General features: G+C 56.7%; 8 protein-coding genes. 3 read left to right on the forward strand and 5 right to left on the reverse strand.

Features of this window, described 5'->3' with window-relative positions; translation table 11 throughout:
- The first annotated feature begins 388 nt into the window (after nucleotides 1-388).
- Nucleotides 389-2653 (forward strand): PI-PLC domain-containing protein, encoded by a 2265-nt coding sequence (locus tag BLS87_RS16945; protein WP_074753676.1) that lies wholly within the window; start codon nucleotides 389-391, stop codon nucleotides 2651-2653.
- A gap of 188 nt (nucleotides 2654-2841) precedes the next feature.
- Here the strand turns inward: BLS87_RS16945 and BLS87_RS16950 are convergent, their stop codons facing one another.
- The 3 genes from BLS87_RS16950 to BLS87_RS16960 all read right to left on the reverse strand — a co-directional run bounded on the left by BLS87_RS16950 (nucleotide 2842) and on the right by BLS87_RS16960 (nucleotide 6476).
- Nucleotides 2842-4941 (reverse strand): hypothetical protein, encoded by a 2100-nt coding sequence (locus tag BLS87_RS16950; protein ID WP_074753678.1) that lies wholly within the window; start codon nucleotides 4939-4941, stop codon nucleotides 2842-2844.
- Between the two features lie 218 nt (nucleotides 4942-5159).
- The gene (locus tag BLS87_RS16955) at nucleotides 5160-5984 is read right to left on the reverse strand and encodes an SDR family oxidoreductase (RefSeq protein ID WP_074753680.1); all 825 of its coding nucleotides are present in this window, start codon (nucleotides 5982-5984) and stop codon (nucleotides 5160-5162) included.
- A gap of 27 nt (nucleotides 5985-6011) precedes the next feature.
- A complete protein-coding gene (locus BLS87_RS16960; protein ID WP_074753682.1) occupies nucleotides 6012-6476 on the reverse strand; it encodes a multidrug transporter in 465 nt (154 codons plus the stop codon).
- A gap of 163 nt (nucleotides 6477-6639) precedes the next feature.
- Between BLS87_RS16960 and BLS87_RS16965 the strand changes: the two genes are divergently transcribed.
- Together BLS87_RS16965 and BLS87_RS16970 are read left to right on the forward strand one after the other, a co-directional pair.
- On the forward strand, nucleotides 6640-9456 hold the full coding sequence (locus tag BLS87_RS16965; RefSeq protein ID WP_074753686.1) for an RHS repeat-associated core domain-containing protein: 2817 nt from the start codon (nucleotides 6640-6642) through the stop codon (nucleotides 9454-9456).
- A 229-nt stretch (nucleotides 9457-9685) separates the two neighbouring features.
- Nucleotides 9686-12493 (forward strand): RHS repeat-associated core domain-containing protein, encoded by a 2808-nt coding sequence (locus BLS87_RS16970; protein WP_074753690.1) that lies wholly within the window; start codon nucleotides 9686-9688, stop codon nucleotides 12491-12493.
- A gap of 92 nt (nucleotides 12494-12585) precedes the next feature.
- Here BLS87_RS16970 and BLS87_RS16975 read toward each other — a convergent pair whose 3' ends face one another.
- Together BLS87_RS16975 and BLS87_RS16980 are read right to left on the reverse strand one after the other, a co-directional pair.
- Nucleotides 12586-14040: a mannose-1-phosphate guanylyltransferase/mannose-6-phosphate isomerase gene (locus BLS87_RS16975; protein ID WP_074753694.1), complete on the reverse strand. Its 1455-nt coding sequence runs from the start codon at nucleotides 14038-14040 to the stop codon at nucleotides 12586-12588.
- A gap of 275 nt (nucleotides 14041-14315) precedes the next feature.
- Nucleotides 14316-14972 carry an alginate O-acetyltransferase AlgF gene (locus tag BLS87_RS16980; RefSeq protein WP_074753955.1) on the reverse strand — a complete coding sequence of 219 codons (657 nt, stop codon included), beginning with the start codon at nucleotides 14970-14972 and terminating at the stop codon, nucleotides 14316-14318.
- Nucleotides 14973-14975 lie beyond the last annotated feature (3 nt).

A 14975-nucleotide genomic window follows, 5' to 3' on the forward strand; every position in this document is an offset into this window, starting at 1 on the left:
GGCGAGGGAGCACGATCTTCCTGTCAAAACGGCGCCTGAAAGTAAGCTTCTGCTTGCAAGCGGGGCGCCGAATCCATTGGGCCGGCGATATACCGACTGTTTTAAGTGGGGTATAGACACGCACGCTTGTGCATGTCCGCGTTTCGCAAGTATCTAATTCGGCCTTGTTCCCGAGTTTGTCGATTTGAAGCTTTATAGCAAATCGCGATTTGATTTATCGAGAAAAATTCTAATTAAAATGCTCGGACGTTTTGTTGTGGTAACTCATTGATATAGATATTTTTTTCCTTGCCAGGTTTTATCTCCCGTCGTCCGCGTACCCGTTAGTTTTCCTGGGGTTGATCTACTTTTAGTTAGGGCGACTGTGCCTGACTTCAGGAAGAAAAAAATGGACGATTTTCTAGTACCTCTCGGCGGTGACGCTCCTGCGCGGCCGGTGACTATTCCACCCGACCCCCAAGACCCTAATCAGCGCACGGGCGTTGAGATATCCGCCATCAATGAGCACCGTGGCACGTGGATGAGCTATTATGCGGGTGCCGGCGATTTGAGGATTGTGGATTTGATACTACCGGGGACTCATGATTCAGGCATGGATAAGGAAGCCCCTTATACTGCGTCTAACGAGAGCACCCAAGATAGATCTCCCTGGTATCAACTGATGTCCGGCATCAGGGTGCTTGACCTACGGGTACAGTTTTTCTCCGGGTATTCTGTAAACGATCCTAGGCGATTTCAACTTTTCCACGGAGCCCCGTCGGGTCGTACCGTAAGGGGCGACGTATTGCAGGCGGTTACCAACTGGCGAAATGAAATATTCCCAAAGGGCGACCCCAAGCGGGAAATTGTCATTCTGGATTTTCATCAATTCAAGAACTTCACCAATGAAGCTCATCATGAACTGATGAAGCTTGTAAAAGATTATTTTGGCGACCTGATCATACGCGAGGATCAGCGTAATCTTTACGTGAGGGAACTTTGGCGAGGGACCGGTCGGGTCGTGGTGTCTTACCATGATGTGATACGCGATGAGACCTTCACTTGGGACCTGGATCAGAAGTATGCTGGCACAGGTTGGATATCGACCGATGATTTGAAGAAATTTATGGACTCGACGTCTACCCGGCATAAACCTGACGGGGGGCTTGAGAGTATTCAGTGCCATCAGCTCGCAGGCCTTGGGGTTCCTGATGATTTTCAAGGGCAAATTGGTGAGTGGTTTTACTCCAATGACGTCGTTGGAATCAATGCGTATATTCAGAAGTTTCACATCATCAACACTGATTGGGCGACGAGGGGGAAGTATATTGATTATTGTATTCATGCGAACTTCGTTAGGGCTAAAATCTATAGTCAGCATCAAAATATTTTTGTGGAATATGATGATGATGATTTCGAAATACCGCCTTTGCAAACCCCTAGTATTTACGTAGTCATTCGAGCCGCGGTGGCGAATGTATACTTGCCTGTCTATCAAGGGTCAGTAGAAGATGGCGCAGTGTTGGGGATTGAAAATGCGTCGGGGAGAAGTTTGATTTTGCATATGTCAGGTTCAGATTACGGTGCGCCCAAGTTTGAGCTGAGTTATCCGGGCGTAGCCCGTCTTAAGTATGATCTGAAATTCAAGGGCTACAGATGTATCGATCCTCCTCCCATGAAGTTTACTAACTTCGCTATCAAGACTCATGACGGCTTCTATCCAATCGAATTGTCGTGGGACCTTCTTCCGTCGCACGCGGGAGGCTATGAGGTTGAGGTCACCTATGAAAACCGCGTTCAACACATTGCTGTTACCAAGCCACCGTTGATTATCGAAAGCGACCACAGGGGGCTTTTTTCGGTGAGAGCTAATGTTTCGGGAAGCTGGGTGTACTCTGAGAGTATTCTATTCACGCCAGAGGTGCCTACCGAAATCAGCAACTTCCGCCGAACCACTCCAGACGTGTCTTACCCCTTGGTATTGGAGTGGGACGCGGTGCCGACGGTATCTGAATATGAGGTTGTTTTGGAGAAAACGGATGGGCGCGTTGAGTCCCGTATTGTTAATCAACCTCGAGTATCAATTGAACGCGGGGCGCAAGGCAAGTGGCATGTTGAAGCGACTGTGATCGGGCAGCGGATTCGCTCAGATACTGTCGGTTTTTCATCTCCGATTCTTGAGTTTTACAAGTTTGAACTGGAGTATTACGGGCAGTATCCTTTTACATTTCAGTGGACTGAGATCGACGGCGCCCAAAAATATACCGTGGTATGGGAGGGCGCCGAAGGAACAACGACTTATGACGTGACTGAACCAAGGCTCGAGGTCAAAAAAGATGGAGTGGGGCGTTGGTATGTAACGGCTTTGGATTTTGAAAATCAGCCTGTTCGCTCGCCGGCCGTCTACTTTCCACCGAAAATTACCAACTTTCGCCTTGAGGACGATGGGCAGTATCCGTTCAGATTGTCTTGGGACCCGGTGCCTGAGGTGATGGTCTACACGGTGAGGCATTTGCCGATTTTCGGGAGGGTCAAATATATAGATGTGACTGACCCATGGTTGGTTGTTGAAAAAAAGGGTGGAGGTACGTGGTGCGTCATCCTTGAGGGGACCGAAGGGCTGGAGCATTTGTTTTCTGAGGTGCGTCGATTCACACCGCCGTTAGCTGAGTGAACACATTCACAGCGCAGCCTCTGGAGATGCTATCCGCTACGTATTCACTCGGCTAACGAACCGAATAGCATGATGTTGGCGGCGGGTATCACCTGCACCGTGATCGTGAACCCGGGCGTCGAGCAGCACTGACGCCCGGCTTGATCTCGAGGCAGCCGGGCCGCGCGGGCTGGCGTTGGCGTCGTCATTCAGCGGTCAATGTGCGCCGGAATTTTTGCGGCGCGCGCTGCGGCTTCTGCCAGTTGAACGCCGATTTCACTCGCTCGGCGCCTTGCAAACATTTCCATGGCGAAGTCGTTGGGAATGAATCGGTCATATTTGTCGTAGGCGCCCAGAATCATGTCTGCGGGGATGTTCTCCCCGTAGTTGATTTCCGTCGGGCTGAGGTTGATCGGGCGGGAGTTGGGGTACTTGGCCATGTGGTGGTTGGCGTAAAGGTGGTAGCCGTCGACATCGACGTTATCGATGATGTAGGTGTAACCGCCTTTTTTTCCTCCATACACAAAGGCCCCTGTGTGTTCACGGTAATAAAACGCTGACGTGGAAATGCCCTTGCCGTCGGGATCGAGCGCATCTCGGCCGCCACCAAAACCGCCCTTTACCCCTGTGATCTGATGAATGTCTTCCTGGATATCTTTCAGCGGGGTGCGAAGTTCGAAGCCTTTTTCGAAGATGATTTCCGGCGGGCGCATGTCACCCCGAAATACCTGGCCCCGGTAGATCACCACGTCATGCCCCTTGATGGTTTTTTTCATGGTGCGCGCATATTCGTACACCATGTCTTGTGCTGCCTCCGGGCCTTTTCTCAACCGCTCGAGCAGTCGGCGCTTCAGATGCATGGCCCCCAGCTCTGAAGGCATGATGTAGCGGCTGATTTTCGGGATGTCCCGATAGACAGGCGGCGTGACGCCGATGAATCGCAAGCGTTTGAGGGCGTTACTGGTGATTGCCTGTCGGGTCGCTCGGCTCGCTGCGATGCCCGTCAGCTGGGGTAACAGCAGCGGAATTATCTCGGTCAGGGCAGCGATTGTGGCGGCGTTGTAGTGCTCCTCCGCGTCGTCGGGGTGGTCCGCCAGACGTCCTCGGGCGATTTCGACGCCCACCGAACACATGCTGAACAGAAAGGAAACGAGTGGTCGAGCCACAAGGCCTGCTCCGATGGTCGGTGTAAGTACGATCATCGCCGCTGCGGTCAGCACTGCGTTCGCGATCTCCAACAACTGGTCGGTTGTGCGTTCAGCATCCGTCGAGACCAGCGTGTCGATATCTGAAAGCAGGCGTTCCTGATTCGTGTGATACAGGTGGGAAAGAATGTCGTTGGACTCATAAAACGTCAGCGACGGATCGCGCAGGTAGTTGTTTCCCCGTTTCTCGATGCCGGTGTAATTCATGTCAAACGTGCCGATTTTCAGTCGGTCGTAAATCGACAAACGAATGAACACATACTCTTCCAACAAGGGTGACGACTCGATGGCTGCTCTACGGGCAGCGCCGTCTCCAGGCAGCTCCATGATCGCCTGATCGGGCGGCGCGCCAAGAAACACGAGCAGTGCCGAGCGTGGCGTCACGTTGGCGAGTGTGTCGGGCGCTTCGAGGCAAGCAGCTTGGGTGACCACGTATTGATCTCGGAAATACACGGTCTTCAGTTTGATTTTGCTGGCCAGGTAGGCGGCGATCAGGTTTCGGCTGTTCTCGCTGGTGGTGTCGAGTTCAGCGTAATCCGCAAGCCGGCTCACCAACGCCTGATCGGCGAGCAGCCGATAGGTGTCTTCGGTGGCCGGGTGCGAGAAGTGTGCGACGACCTGGTCACTGTAGATCCTCTGCATGTTGGCGGTTTCAAGCGCGTTGATCAGGTCCTTGGGAAAGTCCAGCGGCCAACGAACCTTGATGTTGTCTTGCCCCTTGAGCGCTGCCCGATAACGGTCGGTCGCAATTTCCCGGAGCTCGAACCATTTGCCGGTGCGCGTGGGGGGAGCGGCGGCGCCAATCAGTCCCGGACCTGAACTGCGTCTGGGGTTGGACTCGACCAGAATGAGAGTGCCGCCGTTGGTTCTGTTTTTTGTCACTTGAGTCGCACTGGACTGTTGGATGATCCGGTTAATTTCGATTTCGATGAACTTGATCGGGTCCAGCAGGTTCGGCTTGATGTATTTCCCAAGCTGCTCAGCTGCGTCACGGGCCAGCTTGTCCCTGGCTTTCAGTCCAGGATCCAGCCATTGCGGGATGGGGACCCCGTTCTCGGCGTCATAAGAAATGAGGGTTTGCTCGTACAGCGGTAAGTCATTCATACAGTCTTCCTTGACGTTTAACGGCACGGAGTGCCGCCGCCTCGTTCATTCGAAGCGTCAAGAAATACTGGTTTTCAACGAAGCATCTGTCTGTAGGCCTGTTTCGCCTGTCGGGCGTGTTTTCGCCTTTTTTGATGACAGATCGAGCGCAGGCCCCGATAGGAGAGTCGGCGGATGCGGTGTCGTCTGCGCGGGTTTTCGGCCGCGCCGGACAGGGGTCAGAGTTTCACGTTCAAGCCAAACCGCCTGCTCAGGATCCGGTCCCGTAATCGCGCCGGTAGCCAGCGGGCGAGCAGTGGCAGCGCCCGCGAGCCGTTACCCGACCTCAGCAGATAGGGTGGTTTAGGTTGCTGCACGGCGTTGAGCACGTCGTGGGCGAAATCGCTGGCCGGGGTCGGATTCCCTTGTGATGCGTTTGCGCGAGCGCGAATGCCTTCGCGCAACGGCCACCAGGCAGATCCCTCGTGAATCACTTGTTCGGCTTCATGGCTGGCGTTCTTGGCAAAGTGGGTGTCGATGGCGCCCGGCTGGACCTCCAGGACGCGAACGCCGAAGGGTGCCAGCTCCATGCGCAAGGCGTCGCTCATCGCGTGGACCGCCGCTTTGGAGGCACAGTAGGCGCCACCAAATGGGGTGACCAGAACACCGGACACACTGCCGATATTCACCACTAAGCCTTTATTGCGGCGCAGCAGTGGAAACAGCGCGCGCGTCACCCCGACGATGGAAAACACGTTGGTCTCGAACTGCCTGCGTATCGCTTCCACGCCGCCGTCGAGCAACGGGCCGATGGCGCCGTAACCCGCGTTGTTGATCAACACGTCCAGCCCCTTGCCGTGTCGGCCAAGCTCGGCCGCCAGCCTGTCCAGTGCCGCCGCATCGTTGACGTCCAGGTGCACCGCGCGAAACCCCGCGCCGATAAGCCCATCCACATCGGCAGTCTTGCGCGCTGTGGCCCAGACCTCGTGGCCGGCCCCTTTGAACGCATCCGCCATGGCGCGGCCGATGCCGCTGGAACAACCGGTAATCAAGACGAGGGGCATGTGTTTCATTCCTTGAAAGGTGAGGCGTCAGTCGGAAAAGGTGCCTTGCAGCCGTTCGGCGCGAAACTCGAGCGTTTGCGGTCGGTAACCATTGCGCAGAGGCGGCAACGGCAGGCAATCCTGCCATTGGCTGCCCGGCAACAGCTCGCCGGGGCCGCGGTAGCGTGGTGCTGTGTAGGTGTCGTCGGCCAGGTTGACGGTATCGCCTGGGGCATAGGCTCCCACTTTCCAGCGCAGTTCCTGCAACGGGACATCGTTACCGTTATCGATCAGCACCAGCAATGGCCTGCCGGTCGGGCATTGTTGGGGTGCGTAATCCAGACGCAACTGCAGGCGTTCCAGCCGTTGCGCGTCGCGCTTGTCTTGCCAGACCACCACACCCGCCACAATGCCTAGCCCAACGGCTGCCGCCAGTGAGACGGGTAATGCCTTGGAGGGGTAGCGCAGCAAGAGGACCAGCCAGGTAAAGATCAATACGGCGCCGATAATCATGTCTTCGGACTCGCGAATGCAGATGGGGGCATCGTACCTAAAGGGTGTGGGAAGACCAATTGGCGTTTTTATCGCGATGACCATGGATCCAGACTGAAGGTCATTCAGGCGGGATACGTTGCAGCTAGGCTGTAATGAATGATTGCAATGGAATGCATGTGACATGGGCAACCTCTCAGCACTTCACACTCATACCCCCACATTGTCGGTGACCGATCCGCGCGGTTTGGCTGTTCGTTCGGTGTCTTTTCATCGCACGCGTGCCGACGAGTCCGTGGCTGAACGGGTGGACCGCTGCGGCTATGATTCCGCGGGTCGGCTGGTCCGGCGCTGGGATCCGCGGCTGTGGGACCGCGTGGGGCAAGATCCCGGCACGCCGAGCAACCTGAGTTTCATTTCGTCGCTGACGGCTCAGCCGTTGTTGAGTGAGCGTGTTGATGCCGGATGGGATGTGGCGTTCTTTGGCAGCGCGGGAGAGCGCCGTTGTCGCTGGGATGCCAGGGAGAATGTGCAGCGGTTCGAATACGATTCGATGTTGCGTATCGGGGCTGTTTTCGAAAGCGATGGCCTGAATGAGCGCTGCACCGAGCGTCTGGCATATGGTGGCGCCAATGACGCCTTCGCCAATCAATGCGGTCAGCTGATTCGTCACGACGATCGGGCGGGTTCGGTTTCCCACTCGGCGTTCAGTCTGACGGGAGAAGTGACGAAGCAGGTGCGTCGGTTTTTAGATGATCTTGAGGTGCCCGACTGGCCGGTCTTGGTCTCTGAGCGAGATGCCGTGCTGGAGCCGGGTGAAGGTGCTAAATCCATCTGGCGTTTCGGACCGTTGGGCGATGCACTCGACCAGACCGATGCTATGGGCAATGTTCAGGCATTTGCGTACACCGTGGCGGGGCAGCTCACGTCCACAGATTCGCAGTTGCGAGGACAGTCTCCGCAAACTCTGGTCAGCGATATCGCCTACGACGCGCAAGGTCGCATCACATCGGAAACCGCTGGTAACGGCGTTATTACGGCGCTCGATTACGATCCCGTCGATAGCCGCTTGATCAGGTTGCGCGCTGACAACGGCTGTCTTCAGGATCTGAATTACGCCTACGACCCGGTGGGCAATGTCTTGCAGATAGAAGACCTGGCGCAACCCGTTCGCCACTTCGCCAATCAGCAGGTCGAACCGCTGCGCACGTTTGCTTACGACACGTTGTATCAACTGATCGAGGCCACGGGGTATGAGGCGAAAACGATGAATCGTGGGCCTGCCAACGACGCGTTTCGCACGTTCATTCAGGCTGACGAACTCGGCAGCTACACCCAGCGTTATGAATACGACGCGGCTGGCAATCTGCAAACGCTGACTCATACAGGGGCTCAAGGCTTCACCCGACGGTTTGCGACGGCAAGCACGAGCAATCGCAGCGTGCTGCAGACAGCCGATCAGCCGCCGAGCGAAGAACAGATTGCGGAGGCCTTCGATGCCAACGGTAATCTGCGAGCCTTGCAACCCGGCCAGACCTTGCAATGGGATGTGCGTAATCAACTCACTAAAGTTACGCCCGTGGAACGCGAGTCCGGGATCAATGACAGTGAAGTCTATCGCTACGACGCGGCGGGCCTGCGTGTGCGTAAAGTCAGGACCACCCAGGCCAGAACCGTCACCCACCTTAACGAAGTGCGTTACTTGCCCGGCCTGGAAGTCCGCACGAACACGGCGACGGGCGAAGTGCTGCATGTCATCACTGCCACCGCGGGCCGAAGCGATGTGCGCGTGTTGCACTGGCAAGCCGGAAAGCCCGAGACCCTCGAAAACGATCAGGTCCGCTACAGCCTTTCTGACCATCTGGGTTCCAGCACACTGGAGCTGAGCGCGGATGGGCAATTGATCAGTCAGGAAATCTATTACCCGTATGGCGAGACGGCCTGGTTTGCCGGACGTGGCGACGTTGAGGTCAGCTACAAGACGTTGCGCTACTCAGGCAAGGAACGGGATGCGACGGGGCTTTATTACTATGGACTGAGGTATTACGCGCCGTGGTTGTTAAGGTGGATAAATCCGGATCCGGCGGGGACTATAGACGGCTTGAATGTTTATCGCATGGTCAGGGGGAACCCGATCAACCGGGTGGACCATGATGGGCTGATGGGACGCGCTCCGCCCCCGATCCCGGAACGTCCACCTTCAGCCATGCCGCGAGGCGGGCCTCCTCCGATTCCGGACCGCCCACCTTCTTCTATCAGCCGGGGCGTGCTGCCGACCGTACCGCACCAAACCGTACCGGATTCACGTTTGCAGAACGTGCCCCAAAATATGCCCGCCCCCTATGAACGGCTGGTGCCGGGACCCGAGCCATTCACGTTCAGTCCAATAAGAGATGTGTCCAGCAGCTACGAAACCTGGGTGGTTGCGCTTGAGAGTAACGAGTGGGCTGTTCATAAAGACTATTCTTCGATGGCAGCTTTGGATGAGGAGGGGGTGGCCCGACAAAAATCAGGGGCACGCAACGAAGTCTTTGCGTATGAGTTCAGTGAGACGCTGAAGCTGAATCTTGTTCCAGCGACAATATTACAGCCCGGCAAGGACAGAGAGGTCCTGTCACGTTACGTACATCCCGCACTGGCGAAACCTGCTTTTGACCGCAGACGCTCAAAACTCTACGTGTTTGATTTTCTCTTGAATGCTCGTGACCGGCTCGACGATGGTCGGCATGGAAATATAGTGTTTGATGAAGCCGGTAACCCTTTTGCGATTGATCACGACCTGATCCTTGAGCCCGGCTACGAGGCCATAAAGGGCTCTGACCTCAGTGATGCGCAGATAAACCTATTCGTAGAGAACCCTGAGACGAAAGCGAGTCTGCTATCGACGGACTGGGATGCTTTTTTTGAACGTTATGTGTCAAATGATGTCCAGCGTCGAGAATCATCGAAGGCAGAGTTTTTGAGCCGGATTTCATCTGTCAAGAAAAGGGTGGGCGGGTGAGGGTCCACTGAACTCACAGTCTTGTGACCTGACGAAAAGGGTCAAACCCCGGGCAACGATAAAAAAACCACCCACTCTTTCCGGATGGGGAGTACACAGAGGGCGGGCGAGCGGGTGAAGATGCCGGCGGGGTTCCGTGCGCCGTTGAATGCGTGCCGGACTGACGGTATTTCGTCAGCCCGGCGAGGAGCTAGCCTTAAATGGATGACTGCAACGGAGTGCACTCGCCATGCCTGATCTGGACAGCTTACATACCCATACACCGACGCTTGCTGTTGTTGAGCCGCGTGGCCTGCCGGTTCGATCCGTTTCTTTCCATCGTGCGCAGCCAGGCGGGTCGATTTCCGAGCGGGTTGATCGTTCGGCTTTCGACGTGCATGGTCGTTTGATTCAGCGTTGGGATCCGCGACTCGGGGGCGTTTTGGGCAATGCCGCAGAGCGTCCGGCCAATCTGAAGTCTGTCCATTCGCTGACCGGACGGGCGCTGTTCGTTGACAGCGTGGATGCCGGATGGAGCGCGGAGTTGTTAAACGAGGTGGGCCAGCGCGATCACCGTTGGAATGCGCGCGGGCATTGGCAGCGTGTGGAATACGATTCTTTGCTGCGTCCGTCAGCCGTTTTCGAAGGTGATGACACTGTCGGGCACTGCGCCGAGCGTCTGGCATATGGTGGCGCCAATGACGCCTTCGCCAATCAATGCGGTCAGCTGATTCAGCATGACGATCCAGCCGGTTCGGTGGCTAATCGGGTGTTTAGTTTGACGGGCGAGGTGATCGAACAGACCCGCAGGTTCGTGAAAGACCTCAGCGTGCCTGATTGGCCGGTCTTGGTCTCTGAGCGAGATGCCGTGCTGGAGCCGGGTGAAGGTGCTAAATCCATCTGGCGTTTCGGACCGTTGGGCGATGCACTCGAACAGACCGATGCTATGGGCACTGTTCAGGCATTTGCGTACACCGTGGCGGGGCAGCTCACGTCCACAGATTTGCAGTTGCGAGGACAGTCTCCGCAAACTCTGGTCAGCGATATCGCCTACGACGCGCAAGGTCGCATCACATCGGAAACCGCTGGTAACGGCGTTATTACGGCGCTCGATTACGATCCCGTCGATAGCCGCTTGATCAGGTTGCGCGCTGACAACGGCTGTCTTCAGGATCTGAATTACGCCTACGACCCGGTGGGCAATGTCTTGCAGATAGAAGACCTGGCGCAACCCGTTCGCCACTTCGCCAATCAGCAGGTCGAACCGCTGCGCACGTTTGCTTACGACACGTTGTATCAACTGATCGAGGCCACGGGGTATGAGGCGAAAACGATGAATCGTGGGCCTGCCAACGACGCGTTTCGCACGTTCATTCAGGCTGACGAACTCGGCAGCTACACCCAGCGTTATGAATACGACGCGGCTGGCAATCTGCAAACGCTGACTCATACAGGGGCTCAAGGCTTCACCCGACGGTTTGCGACGGCAAGCACGAGCAATCGCAGCGTGCTGCAGACAGCCGATCAGCCGCCGAGCGAAGAACAGATTGCGGAGGCCTTCGATGCCAACGGTAATCTGCGAGCCTTGCAACCCGGCCAGACCTTGCAATGGGATGTGCGTAATCAACTCACTAAAGTTACGCCCGTGGAACGCGAGTCCGGGATCAATGACAGTGAAGTCTATCGCTACGACGCGGCGGGCCTGCGTGTGCGTAAAGTCAGGACCACCCAGGCCAGAACCGTCACCCACCTTAACGAAGTGCGTTACTTGCCTGGCCTGGAGATCCGCACGAACACGGCGACGGGCGAAGTGCTGCATGTCATCACCGCCACCGCGGGCCGTAGCGATGTGCGCGTGTTGCACTGGCAAGCCGGAAAGCCCGAGACCCTCGAAAACGATCAGGTCCGCTACAGCCTTTCTGACCATCTGGGTTCCAGCACACTGGAGCTGAGCGCGGATGGGGAACTGATCAGTCAGGAAATCTATTACCCGTATGGCGAGACGGCCTGGTTTGCCGGACGTGGCGACGTTGAGGTCAGCTACAAGACGTTGCGCTACTCAGGCAAGGAACGAGATGCGACGGGGCTTTATTACTATGGCCTGAGGTATTACGCGCCGTGGTTGATGCGGTGGATAAACCCGGATCCGGCGGGAGAAAGAGGTGGACTCAATCTGTTTGTTTTTGCCGCCAATCGGCCGCTTTTTTTTGTTGATCCGTACGGCCTTAAACCAGAGGAACCTAAAAAAATCGCAATCGGTATTTCAAACTTTCCACAGCCCGCACAGATGAAAATGCGACAAGTTTTGCAGCTGAGCAAAGATGTCCTGGACTTCGTAACGAGTCGCCCCGCGTCAATGGAGCAGCAAACGGCCATTAACGAGGCGCTCACATCGAGTTTTGGGTCTGATAGACCCGCTTATTTTGACCACGAACTGAACAGCCGACTCATTGAGATGCGTCGGTTGCTGGACAGACTTGACAGTGATCAGGAGCGATGGTTGGAGCTCGCCGAATTGCCCGCAAGTCTCAAAGGACATGCATCCAGCGTCAACACGCCTGGGGACAGGTCGATCTCCTTGGCCCAGTGGTTCCTTGAAAAAGGGCATTCGCTTGACGTTGCGAAAACCCTCATTCACGAAACCAGCCACGTGGTCCACCACACGCGGGATTTTGCATATGTCGATTCGAAGCTTGAGACACCAGGAGAAGGGTTCAGCGCGCAGAAGAAATACATTGACGCTTTTAAAAAGAATTCACAGAAATTGCTTTCAAAGGGGCCAAACGAGAAAAACATGAACCCGTTGAATGTGGCCTATTACGAGAAAGTGATCTCGAAATACAGCGAGTCGCCACTCAGCAGCGATCGGAAGCGTGTATTCAGGGAAAATAACCTCGCCCGTCTCGATGTGCTGTTGAACAATGCGGACTCTGTTGCAACGTTCGCGGTCATCGCTTGGCATCAGGGAAATCAACCCAAGGCTTTCTCTCGCAGCCAGCCAGGCGAACATTCCTGGATGCGATCTTCGGCACGCCGTTTTTCCAGGCTATTCAAATAAAAAGCCCCCACCCACCCTCTGCGGATGGGGAATACGCAGAGAGCGGACGGGGGCACGACAACCGGTTGTTGCTGGTTGTTATGACAGATCGATCAGCGTGCGATGGTCTGGGTTCTCACGCCGGCTTCAATGCCGGGTGTCGAGCGACCGTAGACGTCTTCGAAGCGCTCGATGTCGTCTTCGCCCAGGTAGCTGCCCGACTGGACCTCAATGATTTCCAGCGGGATTTTGCCTGGGTTGCGCAGGCGGTGAACCGAAGCGATCGGGATGTAGGTCGACTGGTTTTCAGTCAGCAGGAACACGTTCTCGTCGCAGGTGACCTGAGCGGTGCCCGATACCACGATCCAGTGTTCGGCGCGGTGGTGATGCATCTGCAGCGACAGGCTGGCGCCCGGCTTGACCGAAATGCGCTTGACCTGGAAGCGGCCGCCCATGTCCACGGAGTCGTACGAGCCCCATGGGCGATAGACTTCGAGGTGGTTCTGGGTTTCGGTGCGGCCTTGCTCGTTGAGCGTGTTGACCATCTGCTTGACGCCCTGAACCTTGTCCTTGTGGGCGATCATCATGGCGTCCTTGGTTTCGACGACCACGATGTTGTCCAGACCGATGACAGTGACCAGCTTGCCGTTGCCCTGAACCATGCAGTTGCGGCTGTCCTGGATAACCACGTCGCCTTTGGTGACGTTGCCGTTTGCGTCTTTGTCATGCACATCCCACAGCGAGGACCAGCAACCCACGTCGCTCCAGCCTGCATCCAGCGGCACCACACAAGCGCGTTGGGTTTTTTCCATAACGGCGTAGTCGATGGAGTTGTCCGGGCAGCAGGCGAAGCTGGCTTGATCCAGTTCGATGTTGTCGCCGTCGTGCTTGCTGCGCTCAAGGGTCAGCAGGCAGTTGTCGTAGATGTCCGGATCGTGCTTTTTCAGCTCTTCCAGGTAACGGCTGGCACGGAACAGGAACATGCCGCTGTTCCAGTAGTAACCGCCCGCCTCGACGAATTCGATGGCGCGCTGCTCGTCAGGCTTCTCGACGAACTGGGCCACGCGGCTCACGCCTTCAGGCAGCAGGGCATCGGCGGTGGACTTGATGTAGCCGTAACCGGTTTCCGGCTTGGTGGCCGGGACGCCGAACAGCACCATTTCGCCACGCTCGGCCGCGACGGTGGCCAGCGCGAGTGCGCGTTGCAGGGCTTTCTGGTCGTCGATCACGTGGTCAGCTGGCAAGACCAGCATCAGCTCATCGCGACCTTCGTTGGCCAGCATCATGGCGGTGATAGCGACCGCAGGCGCGGTATTGCGACCGAACGGTTCCATGATCACCGCCTGAGTGTCCAGGCCGAGTGCGCCGAGTTGTTCGCCGACGATGAAACGGTGGTCCTTGTTGCACACCACGATCGGGTGTTGCATGCCGTCGAATACCAGGCGCTCGAGGGTCTGCTGGAACAGGGTGTGTTCGCCGGTCAATGCCAGGAACTGTTTTGGAAACTGTTTACGCGAAAGAGGCCAGAGTCGGGAACCGCTGCCACCTGACAAGATCACTGGAATCATTTTAATTCTCCAAATAGCAATAGCGTTCGAATGGGCTATACGTCGGTTGTTCTGTCGTTTCGTCTGTCTTGTTCTTGTACCGCTGCGGTCGGCGCCCTCGTGGTGTGTTTGCTCCGCATCACCCGGCGCCATCCGCGAAATTCTGTAGGCGCGCGCTTGCTCGCGATTGCGATCTTGCTGCGACAGGGTGGTCGTCTGACCCACCACTGTTCGCGGGCAAGCGCGCGCCTACGGCCTTCGGCCAGAATCAACAGCCGAAGGCGAGGTTTCATTTCTTACTGAGTCGACGTCGGGCGCTTGACCCAGACTGGCGACAGGTTGCTGCCATTGCCGGTGATGTAGAGCACAGCGGCTTCGCCACGCTCCAGGGCAACCGGCTTCAGGTCGCTGACTTTCTTGTCGCCGTCGAACAGCGCGAAGCTGACTTTGACCGGATTGATTTCACGCTCGCCCGTGCCCTTGGCGGAGACGGCTTTGACCACGTCGGTCTTGCCGTCGGCGGTCTTGAGGGTCAATGGCTTGTCGCTCAGGTTCTGCACACGCACCAGCGACTTCTGCTTGTTCTTGAACGGAGGTTCTTCAACCAGCTGCGGCGCGCCCGAGGTGTTGTTGACGATGGTGTAGTAGTGGTCGCTTGCCAGTTTCACCGGCAGGGTGTTGCTACCGATCTTGGCGCTGTAGTCGCCCTGTGGCATGAAGCTGAAATCGCTGCTGGCCAGAGGGCCGATTTCGTTGAGGCTGGTGTTGCCGACGCTGGCGCTGACTTCGGCGTTGCTGGCGTTGTACACACGCACGAAGGTCGAGCCTTTCGGTGCGGTCGGGCCGTACAGGGCAGCGTCGCCACCGGCGAATGCCGAGAGGGAGACGAAGCCCAGGCTGGCGGCCAGGACGCAGGTTTTCAGCAGGCCGGTCTTGGTCGAACGGGTAGGCATACG

Source organism: Pseudomonas abietaniphila (assembly GCF_900100795.1).
In the GTDB taxonomy this organism is placed as follows: domain Bacteria; phylum Pseudomonadota; class Gammaproteobacteria; order Pseudomonadales; family Pseudomonadaceae; genus Aquipseudomonas; species Aquipseudomonas abietaniphila.